At 58.0% G+C, this 13725-nt stretch carries 12 protein-coding genes; all 12 read left to right on the top strand.

Going from position 1 to position 13725, the window contains the following annotated elements; translation table 11 throughout:
• Window positions 1–631 precede the first annotated feature (631 nt).
• Window positions 632–1519, top strand: coding sequence for a DMT family transporter (locus Q7L05_RS14410; protein ID WP_303908138.1), 888 nt, complete (start codon window positions 632–634; stop codon window positions 1517–1519).
• 368 nt (window positions 1520–1887) lie between these two features.
• On the top strand, window positions 1888–2223 hold the full coding sequence (locus tag Q7L05_RS14405) for a hypothetical protein (protein WP_303908135.1): 336 nt from the start codon (window positions 1888–1890) through the stop codon (window positions 2221–2223).
• A 109-nt stretch (window positions 2224–2332) separates the two neighbouring features.
• Window positions 2333–3796, top strand: coding sequence for a metal ABC transporter solute-binding protein, Zn/Mn family (locus Q7L05_RS14400; RefSeq protein WP_303908132.1), 1464 nt, complete (start codon window positions 2333–2335; stop codon window positions 3794–3796).
• 402 nt (window positions 3797–4198) lie between these two features.
• Window positions 4199–6508: a Sec-dependent nitrous-oxide reductase gene (gene nosZ / locus Q7L05_RS14395; protein ID WP_303908129.1), complete on the top strand. Its 2310-nt coding sequence runs from the start codon at window positions 4199–4201 to the stop codon at window positions 6506–6508.
• Between the two features lie 106 nt (window positions 6509–6614).
• Window positions 6615–6950, top strand: coding sequence for a c-type cytochrome (locus tag Q7L05_RS14390; RefSeq protein ID WP_303908126.1), 336 nt, complete (start codon window positions 6615–6617; stop codon window positions 6948–6950).
• Window positions 6951–7204: 254 nt separating this feature from the next.
• A complete protein-coding gene (locus Q7L05_RS14385; RefSeq protein ID WP_303908123.1) occupies window positions 7205–7918 on the top strand; it encodes a c-type cytochrome in 714 nt (237 codons plus the stop codon).
• An 89-nt stretch (window positions 7919–8007) separates the two neighbouring features.
• Window positions 8008–9033: a hypothetical protein gene (locus tag Q7L05_RS14380; RefSeq protein WP_303908120.1), complete on the top strand. Its 1026-nt coding sequence runs from the start codon at window positions 8008–8010 to the stop codon at window positions 9031–9033.
• Window positions 9020–10354 carry a nitrous oxide reductase family maturation protein NosD gene (gene nosD, locus Q7L05_RS14375; protein ID WP_303908117.1) on the top strand — a complete coding sequence of 445 codons (1335 nt, stop codon included), beginning with the start codon at window positions 9020–9022 and terminating at the stop codon, window positions 10352–10354. Before Q7L05_RS14380 ends, nosD begins: the two co-directional genes overlap by 14 nt.
• On the top strand, window positions 10323–11180 hold the full coding sequence (locus Q7L05_RS14370) for a 4Fe-4S binding protein (protein WP_303908114.1): 858 nt from the start codon (window positions 10323–10325) through the stop codon (window positions 11178–11180). Before nosD ends, Q7L05_RS14370 begins: the two co-directional genes overlap by 32 nt.
• A complete protein-coding gene (locus Q7L05_RS14365; protein ID WP_303908111.1) occupies window positions 11177–12142 on the top strand; it encodes a NapH/MauN family ferredoxin-type protein in 966 nt (321 codons plus the stop codon). Before Q7L05_RS14370 ends, Q7L05_RS14365 begins: the two co-directional genes overlap by 4 nt.
• Window positions 12143–12263: 121 nt before the next feature.
• Window positions 12264–13130, top strand: coding sequence for an ABC transporter ATP-binding protein (locus Q7L05_RS14360; protein ID WP_303908108.1), 867 nt, complete (start codon window positions 12264–12266; stop codon window positions 13128–13130).
• The gene (locus Q7L05_RS14355) at window positions 13123–13599 is read left to right on the top strand and encodes a nitrous oxide reductase accessory protein NosL (RefSeq protein ID WP_303908105.1); all 477 of its coding nucleotides are present in this window, start codon (window positions 13123–13125) and stop codon (window positions 13597–13599) included. The genes Q7L05_RS14360 and Q7L05_RS14355 overlap by 8 nt, the downstream gene beginning before the upstream one ends.
• The last annotated feature ends 126 nt before the right edge of the window (window positions 13600–13725 follow it).

The raw sequence follows: 13725 nt of genomic DNA, 5'->3' as shown, positions 1-13725 counted from the left end.
CACCCTACCGGTGATTGCCTCCTTCATTCCGCCGTAGGGCGGATAAGCGGCAGCGCATCCGCGTTCTTCCCCGCCGTTTGGTGGATGCGCTTCGCTTATCCACCCTACCGGTGATTGCCTCCTTCATTCCGCCGTAGGGCGGATAAGCGGCAGCGCATCCGCGTTCTTCTCCGTCGTTTGGTGGATGCGCTTCGCTTATCCACCCTACTGGTGATTGTCTCTTTCATTCCGCCGTAGGGCGGATAAGCGACAGCGCATCCGCGTTCTTCTCCGTCTTCTGGTGGATGCGCTTCGCTTATCCACCCTACCAGGGTGATTATCTCTTTCATTCCGCCGTAGGGCGGATAAGCGACAGCGCATCCGCGTTCTTCCCCGTCGCTTGGTGGATGCGCTTCGCTTATCCACCCTACAGGTGATTACCTCTTTCATTCCGCCGGGCGGTTAAACGTTCGTCACTCGAAGCTGCGGAGCGGCAGGTAGGGCTCGCAAGGGCACCGCCGGTAAAAACAGGGCTTGGTTGCCGTCCGTCTTTGGTATCCTTTCGGTTGATCGGGCGCACGCTTTCCCGATGTTCGGCCGGATATGCGACGGCATGGCCGGACGCCGCCTGAAAAGCCCTAACGGTAACTCGATGCATCCTGTACTGCCCGTCTTTGTTCTCATCAGCAGTGCCATCCTTTGGGGGGTGACCTGGTGGCCACTACAGTATTTTCACACCAATGGCGTTGCGGGAATTCCGCTCATCCTGGTGGGCTACGGCGTGGTGGCAATCGCGCTGCTGCCATCACTGATCCGCGAGCGCAGGGCCTGGCAGGGTGAGAGCCGTTTTCTCTGGATCATGTTCCTGCTGGGCGGCTGGGCCAACCTGTCGTTTGCCTCGGCCATGATCTATGGCGAGGTGGTGCGGGCGATGATGCTGTTCTATCTGGCGCCGGTCTGGGGCGTGCTGGGTGGCCGGCTGTTTCTCGGGGAGGCGATCGACCGCGCCCGCTGGTTCGGTGTGGGGCTCGCGCTGCTCGGCGCCTTTCTGGTGCTGGGTGGTCCGGTGGTCTTTGAAACCGCCCCCTCCTGGCTTGATCTCCTGGCGATCAGTTCCGGTCTGGCCTTCGCCCTCAACAATGTGACCTGCCGCGCGGCCGCTCACGTGCCGCTGATGAGCAAGACTGCCGCCATGTTTATCGGCTGCGGGTTGATGGCCATCGCGACCCTGCCGCTGTTCGCCGCCGAACTGCCGGATGTGTCAGGCTCGACCTGGTTCTGGCTGGTGGTCTTTGGACTCGTCTGGCTACTGGCGGCCACGCTCGGAACCCAGTGGGCGGTGACCCACATGGAGGCGGGTCGCGCCTCGGTGTTGCTGATCACCGAGTTGCTGGCCGCCGTTGTCTCTGCGGTGGTGATCGGTGGGGAAACCCTTTCCGGAGGAGAACTCGCCGGTGGAGCCTTGATCCTGGCGGCGACGCTCATTGAAGCGAAGCGCGCCCCGGACGAACCGGTCGTGGACGCTCCGGCAGCGTATTGAAGAGCCGGGAGACCGCGTGCTTCCAGGCTGCACCTCGGCCGGAGCTATTCGCCGCATGAAAATCGAGTAAGGTAATGGGGGATGCGCCCCCGCAATCACGCCAAATCGTAGGGTGGATAAGCGCCAGGGCATCCACCAATTTCGACCTTTGGGAGAGGCGGATGCGCTTCGCTTATCCACCCTACTTTGCTGAGCCCGAAACACTTATCACCCGGGGAGATGTCCAAGTCCTTGTTTACGGCGAGCCCTTACGGCAGGATCATGCAGTGCGATCTTGAAACGCCTCCTCGCAGCGAGGCGCTCCTGACCGTGCGGGAGACAGAAGGTCTTGTCACTCGTTTTCGCCGTACCAACCGACCTGGTGTCAAATGAAAACCTCTCTGCTTATTCCGATCCTCTCACTGGTTTTGCTACTCCCCGTACCCGCGACCGCTCAGTCGGAAACCGGAGAACAGGCGATTCGCGACCTGGGGGCCCTGAACGGCATGGCCCTCGAATGCGGGTATGTCGAACAGGTCCGTCGAATGAAAAAGGCGATGATCGACTTCGCGCCGAAGAGCCGTCATTACGGGAGCGTCTTCGAACAGTCGACCAATAGGGGATTTCTGTCCTTTATTAAGGAGAAGCGTCCCTGCCCGACCGAAGTGACCGTCGAGGCAAAAGTGGACAAAGCCGTAGAATCTCTGGAGAAGGCTTTCCAATAAGGACGGGCAAAAAACGGCTCTCTTTTTGATTCGGGTCATTGATCCCGATCAACCCCAAGATTGCCGAAACAGCTTATCCTTAGCCACCTCATCGTAGGAACCTATTGACATGCACTGCGCGTTATCCGCCTCCTCTGCAGATTCCGGGTTTTCATTTTGTCGCTTCGGGCTGCTGGTCCTGTTGGTAGTGGTGTTTTCCTTCGGCGGAACTGGTGTGGCGGCCGAGCCACCCAATGTGGTGGTCAGCATCAAGCCAATCCACTCGCTTGTTGCCCAGCTGATGGCAGGCGTGGCTGAGCCGACGTTGTTGGTCGACGGTGTGGCCACACCGTACGATTATCAACTATCGCCGGAACAGCAAAAAGAGATCGCCCGGGCCCGCCTGGTCATTTGGGTGGGTGAGGAACTCGAACCATTCCTGTCTAAAGCGCTGGCCGGGGTGGAGGACGAGCGGGTTATGGAGCTGCTTGCCAGCGACCTACTCAAAATCCTGCCCACTACCTATGACGAAAAGCGCCGCGACCCTTTTTTCTGGCTGGATAGCCGCAATGCCCTGATTCTGCTTGATGAAGTCGCCCACAAGCTCGTCGCCCTGGACCCGGAGCGAGCCGACCGCTACAAGCGAAACCACAGGAAGGCGGTTCAGGCTATCTCGGAAATCGATCGTCAACTCGAGTACCGCTATCGCGACGTCAGTGCGGCCCCGATCGCACTCTATCATGGCACCCAGCAATACTTTGAGCAGGCCTACGCCGCCTCGACCGTGGCCATTGTTTCGCCGCAGCCCGGGACCACACCGTCGACAGAGGCTTTGTTGAGGGTCAGAAGCCGACTAGTGGACCGTGGTGCGGTCTGCCTGCTGACCGAGGCCGGCCTGGCGTCACCTTCCTTGGGCCTGCTGACGAGAGAGAGCGTCGTCGAGGTCGCCGAACTCGATTCTTTCGGCACCCGCCTTGAACCGGGCCCCGAGCTTTATCGAAAAATGATATTAGCCAATTTCGACACCATCCATGACTGTATCGGCGGGAGTGGAGCAACGACAGAGACCCAACAGGCCGGCCATCGTATTCTCGAATCCGAAAATGTGGTCCCCGGGAAGCTTTCCGGTCGCTTTATGCTGGTGGACCATAATGGTCGAACCACCACCAATGCCGACTTCCTCGGCATGTTCCAGCTCATCGCCTTCGGCTACACCTCCTGCCCCGATGTCTGTCCCACCTCGCTGGTATTGATGAACGCCGCGATGCAGCGGCTCGGCGAACAGGCTGAATTGATCCAGCCGCTTTTCATTTCGGTCGACCCCGAACGTGATACGCCCGAGGTTCTCTCGGAATACGCCTCCTTTTTCCATCCGCGACTCATCGGCCTCACCGGCCCCAAAAAGATGATCGACTACACCGTCCGGGACTTCGGGGCCCGTTATGAAAAGGTCCCGTCCGGAGACGGCGATTACGCCATGAATCACACCGCCGGCTTCTACCTTTTTGATCCCGAAGGCGTCTTCTTAACCAAGTTCGCACACGGACTGACCGCTGACCGTCTGGCCGAAAAACTCAGGGCTTACATGCGGTAAGCAGATTGGCAGCTGATGGCCAAGATGGCATATGATGTGGACCTTGGTGTGATATCACGCACTGAATTTGATATATGGCAAATATTGTTCGTTCCGGGGTCCATTTAAACGTTCAAGTTGTGGCAAATGACACACTCGGTTGATCTGGATCAAGGCCGGACTGGTGACAAATTGAGCATTCTGTCAGCTAGGGGGCCTATCCGAGAATAGCGACCGTCACGAGGGCAAGACCGATTGAGTCAGATTTTTCGTTGATTTGAGGCGAATAGTGGTTCTATTGAACGAAAATGAGTGGGAAATCTGGCCAATCAGGCTTGGCCGCAGAGGTCAGTCTATTCTCGGACAGGCTCCTAGAAGTTGTGCCCCGCTTTTACCCACCGCTGTTACGGGAGATTACGTATCATGAAAACAACAGCCAAAAAGGCGCTTTCCTTGCTCGCAGGGGCAAGTATTGGCCTTGCGGCAGCGACCAGTGCCTGGTCGGCATCGAGCCTGGAAGAGGTCATGAAGGCTCGCGGTCTGACGCAGAAAGATATGCTCGCCGCCGCCAAGACGTATACGCCTACAGGGGGTCGTGACGAATACCTTGTATTCGCCTCCGGTGGCCAGAGCGGTCAGGTGATCGTTTATGGCATTCCGTCCATGCGTATTCTGAAGTACATCGGCGTATTTACGCCGGAACCCTGGCAGGGCTACGGCTTCGATGAAGAGTCGAAGGCAGTTCTCGCACAGGGCAAAATCGATGGCAAACAGATCAACTTCGGCGATACCCATCACCCGGCGATTTCCGAGACGGACGGTGACTACGACGGCGAGGTCTTGTTCATCAATGACAAGGCCAATCCGCGTATCGCCATGATCGATCTCCACGACTTCGAAACCAAGCAGATCGTGGTCAACCCCGTATTCAAGTCCTCCCATGGCGGTGCGTTCGTCACCCCGAATACCGAATACGTAATCGAGGCCGCACAGTACCCTGCACCGTTCGAGAGGAAGTATGTGCCGCTCGAGGAGTTCAACAGCAAATACCGCGGCGGGATCACCTACTGGAAGTTCGACCGGAAAAAGAAACGCCTCGATCCGAAGAACTCCTTCACCCTGATGGCGCCTCCCTACAGCCAGGATCTCTCCGACGCCGGTAAGAAAGTGAGTGACGGCTGGTCCTTCACCAACTCGTTCTGCTCCGAGCGTTACGTCGGCGGTATCGAGAGAGGGCGTCCGCCGTTCGAGGCCGGTTGTTCCGCCAAGGACACCGACTTCCTGCACGTGGTGAACTGGAAGAAGGCCGAGAAAGTCTTCAAGGCCGGCAAAACCACCGAGATCAACGGCCATGCTGTCATCACCATGGATACCGCGATCAAAGAGGGCCTGCTCTACCTGATTCCGGAGCCGAAGAGCCCGCACGGGGTCGATGTCTCTCCTGACGGAAAGTACATCATCGTTTCGGGCAAGCTTGACAGCCACACCACGGTCTACAGTTTCGACAAGATCCAGAAGGCCATCAAAGCGAAGAACTTTGAAGGTAAGGATCCGTACGGTATTCCCATCATCCCTCTGAAGGATACCGTGCATACCCAGGTCCAGGTCGGCCTCGGTCCGTTGCACAGCCAGTTCGACGCCAAGGAGTGCGTGGTCTACACCTCCGTCTATGTGGATTCCAAGATCACCAAATGGAACTACTGCGAAGGTAAGGTACTGGACCAGGTGGACATCCACTATAACGTCGGCCACCTGATGACCATGGAAGGCGACACAGTATCGCCGGATGGCAAGTACCTGGTGTCTCTGAACAAGCTGGCTATCGATCGCTTCAACCCGGTCGGACCGCTGCACCCGCAGAACCACCAGCTGATCGATATCAGCGGCAATAAAATGCAGCTGCTGTATGACATGCCGCTGCCGCTGGGCGAGCCGCATTACACGGTGGGCATCAAGGCCGACAAGCTGAAGCCGGCCATACGCTACCGTTCCGGTTGGAACACGCGTACTGACACACGGCATAAAGACAAGGCCCGTGCCGGTCGCGAGAAGACCGAGCGCACCTGCGACGCCCAGGGCAACTGCAAGGTCGAGGTCTGGGGTACGACAATTCGTTCGCACATCACCCCCGAGATCATCGAGGCTGAAGTGGGTGACGAGGTCGTCATTCATCTGACCAACCTTGAACGTGCACAGGACGAGACCCATGGTTTCGCGATGTACGGCCAGAACGTGCAGTTCTCGCTGGAGCCGGGCAAGACCTCTACCGCCCGTTTCATCGCTGACCAGGAAGGCGTCTTCCCGTACTACTGCACCGAGTTCTGCTCGGCCCTGCATCTGGAGATGGAAGGCTATCTCCTGGTTAAGCCGAAGGGCTACAAGGCCGTGAAAGCCGAGATGGAGGAGGGTACCTCCTACACCGAGGCTGACTACAAAAAGCAGGTGAAAACCAATCTGGAGACCCAGGAAGTTATCGACGGCGTCGTCGCCTTCATCACCAGCCACAACTACAAGGATTTCCCTCCGGTTGTGGCCCTGGTGGAAGATGCGACCGACCAGCTCGGTTTTGCCAAGGGAGCCCGCGAGAAGTCTGAGGCTGCCGCAGCCAAGAAGGACTGGCAGAATGCAATGCTCTGGGCCAACCAGTGGTGGCAGTACCAGGTGAAGACCGCTGACCTCGGTCTGCGTGCCAAAACCTACCTGGAAGAGCATGGTGCCAAGAAGGTCAACTAATCCGAACGATTAGAAGACCATTATCGGGAGAGGGGGGAGTTAGTTACTACTTCCCCCTTTTCTTTTGAGTTAAAATCGACCCGTTACAAACCGAGGAACAACCACGATGCACGGTATCAAAAAGGCCTTTTTTGTGGGATTGCTTGCCTGCGGATTTGCCGCTGGTTCCGCCCTGGCGGAGGAACTGGACGGCGCCGCCATCTACAAAAATCCGGCTAAGGGCGGCTGTGTCGCCTGTCACGGCAAAGACGCGAAAAGTCCGATCCTGCCCATTTACCCGAAACTGGCGGGGCAGAATGCGGCCTACGCGTTGCAGCAGATCAAGGATATCAAGAGCGGCGCGCGCAGCAACGGCCAGAGTGCCGCCATGAAAGGTGTTCTGCACATGATCACCGAAGAGGAAATGGCTGCGGTCACCAAGTGGATAGAGTCCCTCGACTGAGCCAAGGTTTGCGAACCCGCGACACCCCGGCTTCGGACGCAGCCCCGGCCCTACTCAGCGGCAGGGATAGGGTCCCGCCGAAGAGAGAGTAGGGATAAGGCGCGTCGTCGGCGTCAGCATGGTGGCGGTCTTTTAGAGGCTCCAGCCTCTTAAGTTGCCGCTAATGCCCATAGCGGTTGATCGATATCAATGGTTTCTTACGGAAGTGGCCGCATAATGGCCCGACAACGGAAATATTCGGAGGCGATTTTTTTATGAATTACGAACCGCTGTTCAAAGCTGTAGCACTGACAGCCGGGTTGGTACTGGCGGGGAGCGCCTGGGCCTGGAATGAAGGCGGCGGCGAACAGAGTGAGGCGCTGCACGATGTCGGGAACCCGGAAGACGGCCTTGATGTCTTCGAGGTCTGCTCCGCATGCCATATGCCGGAAGGCTGGGGTACGGAAGACGGTACATTTCCGCAGCTGGCAGGACAGCATGCCCAGGTCCTGATTAAGCAGTTGGCAGATATCCGCGCCAAGAATCGCGATAACCCGACCATGTATCCCTTTGCTCTACCGGAATCCATCGGCGACGCGCAGGCCCTCGCTGATGTGGTGGCTTACATCGAGAAGCTGCCGATGCATCCGGAGAATGGCAAGGGCGAATGGAAAAAGGGGACGCCTGAGTTCGAACAGGGTAAGAACCTGTTCGCCGACAACTGCGTCAAGTGTCACGGCGAAATCGGTCTTGGAATGCCGGAGAAGTTCTATCCGCGTATCAACGGACAGCACTATAAGTACATGCTGCGTCAGTTCGAGTGGATTCGTGACGGCAGACGCCGTAACGCCAACCCGGACATGGTGAAGCAGATCCAGGGCTTCTCCGACAAGGACATGAAGATGGTGATCAACTACGTGTCCCGGATCCCGGTGCCCAAGGATAACCTTGCACCGTCGGCCGATTGGTTGAATCCCGACTTCGATTAAAGCCGTACCGCGGCCGCCGGGATCCCGGCGGCCGCCACCGCTTCGCCGCAAGCGGCATCCCCCCAAGCCATTGATTCCAGGAATACGTCATGAACGCGGAAGCGAATAACAGAGGTCCTTCCCTTCTTATAGGGCTGCTCTCCGGCATTGCGATTCTGTTGCTGGTCCTGCTCGTTTCGAACCCCTTCTCTTCGGAACCGCCGAATTCTGCGCCCGTCTGGTGGGTCTCCCTGACGGCTCCCCAGTACCCGGAGTCCGCTTTCCCGGATGGAATTCGTATTCAGTTTCATGTCGATGGCGTTTTCAACGGCTGTCAGAAGGTCGAGTCCGAGGAGACCTATGAGGAGGAGTCCCTCAACTGCAAGCACGAAATGGACGCCATCAACCACTATGTGGGGATGTATCCGATTGCGGCCGGTGCACCCGTTGAACGTCTCTTTGCACCCTTCGTGTTCACCCTGCTCGGCTTGATGATCGTTGTCTTTGCACTGCCCGGGCGCAAATTCCGAGTGGCGGTACTGGCAATCGGCTCGATTGGCATCGCCATCTGGATGTCGGCTGCCGTCTATAGCGAGGGCGGGGTCAACCTGCTGACCGAAAGTTATGTTTACGACATGAGCTCCACCATGGACCTCGACCCTGTGGATTACGAGAGTTGGACCGGCCTGGAGGCCATGGAGGAGAGTTACACCGAGGCACTCGGCCGATACTTCCGTAACCCGGAGGTGATCAAGCAGCGTACCGCATTGATGACCACGGCGACTCATGCCGTTTACGGTTTTCTGCTTGCCGCCATGGCGGTTTTGATAATTGGTGTGTGGAAGACCCGTTTTTTCTATTGGCTGCTAATAGCCGTGCCGATACTGCTACCGGTCTTCTTCATTATCGATTACGCCGGCTGGCTGTGGTGGTTCGGCCATAATCTCAACGCGATGGGTGCCTTTACGGTGAAGCCGTTCATGCCGACCGTCTTCGGTCAGGGCAAGGTGGCACAGTTCTTCACCCACTCCTATCCCGATTGGGGCTTTGGGCTGATGGTTCTGCAGTCCTTCCTGCTGGCCGTTGCTGCCCTGTTACGGCGCAAGCAGACGAAAGAGGCCGGTGCGGCTATCTAGCGCCGATCCCATGCGGTGGTGCCGTGCCGCGGGCACCGCTCTCATTGATCTGGATGTGAAAGTGCTCCTGCGAACGCTGGTTTGTATGGTGATGCTGGCGGTCGCCGCGATGGCGACCGCCGCCGAGCGCATTCCGTTGCAACCGCTGATCGATGCAGCCGCACCCAACGACCTGCTGCTGCTCGAGCCCGGCGTCTACGCCGGTCCCGTGGTGGTCGATCTGCCCATTACCATTGACGGGCAGGGCGCCGCCACCATCGATGCCGGCGGCGAGGGAACGGTCGTGCTTTTGGATACCGACGGCGCTCAATTGCGCAATCTGCGCCTGACGAACTCCGGGGGTTCACACAACGATATCGATTCGGGCGTCCAGGTGCGTGGCAATTTCAATATCATCAAGGACAACGTCATCGATGACACCCTGTTCGGCGTTGACTTGCAGCAGTCGAATAACAACATCGTACGGCGCAACACCATCAGTTCCAAAGATCGGGAACTGGGACTCCGTGGAGACGCCGTGAGGCTGTGGTACAGCTTCGATAACAAAATCACCGATAACAAAATCAGTGATTCACGAGATACGGTGGTCTGGTACTCTGCGGACAACACGATATCGGGCAATGAGGCCACCCGTAGCCGCTACGCACTGCACTTCATGTATTCACGTCGCAACGTGGTGGACGGAAACCGTTACTTCAACAACTCAGTCGGCATCTTTTTGATGTATAGCGACGGTGTGGAGGTGATAAACAATACGATTGCCCATGCTGTCGGGGCCACGGGTACCGGCATCGGCTTCAAGGAGACGTCCGACGTTACGATCGCGAACAACCGCATTCTCTATTGCGCCACCGGCCTTTACCTCGATGTCTCACCCTTTCAGCCCGACGCGACCAACCGAATCCACGACAATCTGATCGGCTACAACGGCATCGGCATCCGTTTCCTGAACGACTGGAAGGGGAACATCTTCAGACGAAATCGCATGAAAGGGAATGTCACCCAGGTAGCGGTGAACGGGGGTGGCGGAGCCACCCGCAACGTCTGGGAGGGCAATTACTGGGAAGATTACGAGGGATTCGATCGTGACGATGACGGTATCGGCGATGCCCCCTACGAACTTTACGCCTACGCGGACCGGCTATGGATGGATGTGCCCGCGGCACAGTTTTTCACGGGGTCTCCCACGCTGGAGGTGCTGGATTTCCTGGAACGCCTGGCACCCTTTAGCGAACCGGACCTGCTGCTGCGCGACAAACGGCCGCTGATGGCGGCCGAAAGAGCCGACGATGAGCGAAGACAAAGACAAACCGAAGAGTAATGCGGGTGCTGTTCACAAGGCAGCAATGAACCCGCGACAGCAGAAGGCCCGCCGCCGGTTCCTGCGTAGCGTAGGACTCGCCGTCGGTATGGCCGGCATCTCACTGATGGGGTTCGTGCCCGTGCTGCAGAGCCATCAGTCGCGGATGCGTCTGCGACCGCCCGGCGCACTGGGCGAGCACGAGTTCCTCGCCTCCTGTATCAAATGCGGGCAGTGCGTACAGGTGTGCCCCGTCGAGGCCATCAAGTTGTCCGATTTTCTCGACGGTTTTGGTTCCGGTACGCCTTACCTGGATGCTCGCACTCAGGCGTGCGATTTCTCCTGTGACGGGCTCCAGTGCGTGCTTGCCTGCCCAACCGGTTCACTGACTCACGAGATGTCCTATCCGGCGCAAACCCGGATGGGCTTTGCCCGCCTGGACAAGCCCAAGCTCTGTCTCGCACGCAAGGGTCTCGGATTTGAAGGCAAAGTGCGGACGCCCGAGTTCGACGGACTGTTCCGGTACACAGAGATCGACCGTTGGAACCCGATCCCGGTGCGAGACCGTGATTTCGATCTCGAGATCTGTGACCTTTGCGTGCGGCACTGTCCCATCGAGATCCGCCGCCAGCAGTGTGCTGAAGGTAATCCACCCTCGGGTGATCCCAACCAGTGTCCGCCGCTGCCGGCAATTTCCCTGGAACCCCTGCCCTCGGGTGACGGTAAAATGCGAATGACCCCCGTTATCCATAAGGGCTGCGTCGGGTGCGGCGCCTGCGAAATGGTGTGTCCCACCGAACCGGCGTCCATCGTAATCGACATCGACAAGACGGCAGATATGGTATGAACCTGCTATTCGAATCCTTTGCCCAGCTTATCGGTCGCGCTCCCCGCAAGCCGACGAAGGAAGAGATCAAGCCGGCGGCGCAGAAGATCCACTTTTACAAGCGTGGCGAGAAGCTCGACCGTGAAGAGGCCCGCGCACTTCATGCCGCTCACAAGTCCAACAAGTGGCGCAACCGTCGCTGGGTCACACTGATCGCAATCAACCTTCTGTTCGTCGTTTCCTATAAGCTGGATATCCAGCTGCTTGAGGGTGCGCTGACCGCCTCCCGCTTTCTCGGCTTCCACATGGCCGACCTCAACTCCTCGTTGCAGGTGACGCTTGCCTTCAAGGAGATTCTGCTCAATCTGGTGATCGGGACCGTCACCATTCTATTGCTGTGGCTGTTGCTGGGAGGGCGGACCTTCTGCTCATGGGTCTGCCCCTATCACCTGGTGGCGGAACTGGCCGAAAAGATCCACGTCAAACTGGTCGACAGCAAGATTATCAAGGGTTATGACTTCCATCGCGGCGTGCGTACATTTCTCTACATACTGTTTGCGTTGCTGGCCCTGGTCACCAGTTATACCGTCTTCGAATTCTTCTCACCCACCGGTATTCTGAGCCGTGCCCTGATCTATGGTCCCGGTCTCGCGCTTGTCTGGGTTGGCGCCTTGCTGCTGTTCGAAGTCTTCGTATCGCGGCGCGCATGGTGCCGATACGTCTGCCCCATCGGCATGACCTACGGACTGGTGGGTCTCTTTTCACCGATGCGCCTGGTTTACGACCTCGATGGTTGCCAACATGAGGGCGAGTGCCGCAAAGTGTGCGAAGTACCGCATGTGCTTGAGCCTGTCATCAAGGGCCGGGCTACGGATCGCAGCGTTCCCATCGGTGCCGATTGCACCCGTTGCGGTCTATGCATCGATACCTGCCCAACCGGTTCGTTGCGCTTCGAGGTAAAAGGGTTGTCGAAGCTGCTTTAGCCTGCATCTGCGTAGGGTTCATTCCCCAAATGCAGCGGCGAGAGCAGTACTCGACTGAAAAGAAGTTGTGGCAATGTGCGAACCACGAGTTCCGGTTCCTGGTTCTTCACGAGGTCTTCGAATGATCCGCTTCGACAAAGTCTCCAAAAGTTTTCGGCGCCACGAGGTGTTGAAGGGGGTCGATCTCTTCATCAAGCCCGGTACCCGAATGGCTCTGGTGGGTTCCAACGGCGCGGGCAAGACCACCCTGATCCGGTGCCTGCTGGGCGAGTACACCTTTACCGGCCGAGTCGAAGTTGATGGTAAGAATCCGCGCAGTTCCCGGCGCGAGATCCTTTCCCGGGTCGGGTTCGTACCGCAATTGCCGCCGCCACTGAAGATGCCCGTAGGTCAGTTGATCCGGTTCGCTGCGGGGGTCTGCAATGCCGACCCCGCCCGCATGGAAGCGGTAACCGAACGGCTGGGTCTCGATCCCGCGGCCATTCGTCGCCAGCCGTTCGTCAAACTCTCCGGAGGGCAGAAGCAGAAGCTGCTCATCAGCATCGCCCTGGGGCGAGACAGTGATATTCTCATCCTCGACGAACCGGCGGCGAATCTCGACCCCGAAGCGCGGCACATCTTTTTCCAGCTCCTGGCAGAAAAGCAGGATCAGGCGGTGATGCTGATCTCGAGTCACCGGCTCGATGAAGTGGCCTCGCTGGTAAATCGCGTCATCGAAATGGACCAGGGCAGCATCGTCCTGGACGACCATGTCGAAGACTCCGACCTCACCAGCCGTTTGGCCACCACATTGACCTTGCGCCGCCCCCAAAGAGCCTTTGCCAAGGCTATCGCCGAATGGGGCTTCCAGCCCGATGATGACGGCCAGGTGTGGAACGGGCATGTGGCGGGACCTGACCGGTTGCGTTTTCTCGGGGTCCTGTCGCGCTATGCCGGGTTGTTCACGAATCTACAGATGGTCGAATTGGAGCGAGTAGAGCATGTCTAAACGGCTGACTCTGCTTGGCTTGCTTTTTCTGCTCGTCGGCTGCTCAGGCGACCCCGGTACGGGTCCGGTCGATGTTAAGTGGGATCGTGACGCCTGCGAGCGCTGCCGCATGGTCCTGAGCGATCGAATGCATTCGGCGCAGATCCGCGGTGGCACGGAGGAGGGTAAAAGCCGCGTTTATCTGTTCGATGACATCGGTTGTGCCGTTATCTGGCTGGACGAACAGCCATGGAAGGATAATCCCGCCATCGAGATCTGGGTCAATGATCATCGCGACGGGGAGTGGATCGACGCCCGTGAAGCCTGGTATGTGAAAGGCAACAATACCCCAATGGCTTACGGCCTCGGTGCCCAGGATGAACCGGCGGAAGAGGCCCTCACCTTCGCGCAGGCGAGAGAATGGATCTACGAAGTGGAGGAACGCTTCAACACCCACAGCGAACATCTCGAAGTGCCGCCTGTCTACTAGGAGCCTGTCCGAGAATAGACTGACCTACTGCGGCCAAGCCTGATTGGCCAGATTTCCCGCTCATTTTCGTTAAATAGAATCACTATTCGCCTCAAATGACCGAAAAATCTGACTCAATCCGTCTTG

Source organism: Thiohalomonas denitrificans, from assembly GCF_016841685.1.
Lineage (GTDB): Bacteria > Pseudomonadota > Gammaproteobacteria > Thiohalomonadales > Thiohalomonadaceae > Thiohalomonas > Thiohalomonas denitrificans_A.
This window is presented reverse-complemented; position numbering and strand designations above follow the sequence as displayed.

Excerpts from the sequence above, each read along its gene's own strand:
- Q7L05_RS14410 (WP_303908138.1), top strand. The coding sequence starts at position 632 with ATGCATCCTGTACTGCCCGTCTTTGTTCTCATCAGCAGTGCCATCCTT.
- Q7L05_RS14405 (WP_303908135.1), top strand. The coding sequence starts at position 1,888 with ATGAAAACCTCTCTGCTTATTCCGATCCTCTCACTGGTTTTGCTACTC.
- Q7L05_RS14400 (WP_303908132.1), top strand. The coding sequence starts at position 2,333 with ATGCACTGCGCGTTATCCGCCTCCTCTGCAGATTCCGGGTTTTCATTT.
- nosZ (WP_303908129.1), top strand. The coding sequence starts at position 4,199 with ATGAAAACAACAGCCAAAAAGGCGCTTTCCTTGCTCGCAGGGGCAAGT.
- Q7L05_RS14390 (WP_303908126.1), top strand. The coding sequence starts at position 6,615 with ATGCACGGTATCAAAAAGGCCTTTTTTGTGGGATTGCTTGCCTGCGGA.
- Q7L05_RS14385 (WP_303908123.1), top strand. The coding sequence starts at position 7,205 with ATGAATTACGAACCGCTGTTCAAAGCTGTAGCACTGACAGCCGGGTTG.
- Q7L05_RS14380 (WP_303908120.1), top strand. The coding sequence starts at position 8,008 with ATGAACGCGGAAGCGAATAACAGAGGTCCTTCCCTTCTTATAGGGCTG.
- Q7L05_RS14370 (WP_303908114.1), top strand. The coding sequence starts at position 10,323 with ATGAGCGAAGACAAAGACAAACCGAAGAGTAATGCGGGTGCTGTTCAC.
- Q7L05_RS14365 (WP_303908111.1), top strand. The coding sequence starts at position 11,177 with ATGAACCTGCTATTCGAATCCTTTGCCCAGCTTATCGGTCGCGCTCCC.
- Q7L05_RS14360 (WP_303908108.1), top strand. The coding sequence starts at position 12,264 with ATGATCCGCTTCGACAAAGTCTCCAAAAGTTTTCGGCGCCACGAGGTG.
- Q7L05_RS14355 (WP_303908105.1), top strand. The coding sequence starts at position 13,123 with ATGTCTAAACGGCTGACTCTGCTTGGCTTGCTTTTTCTGCTCGTCGGC.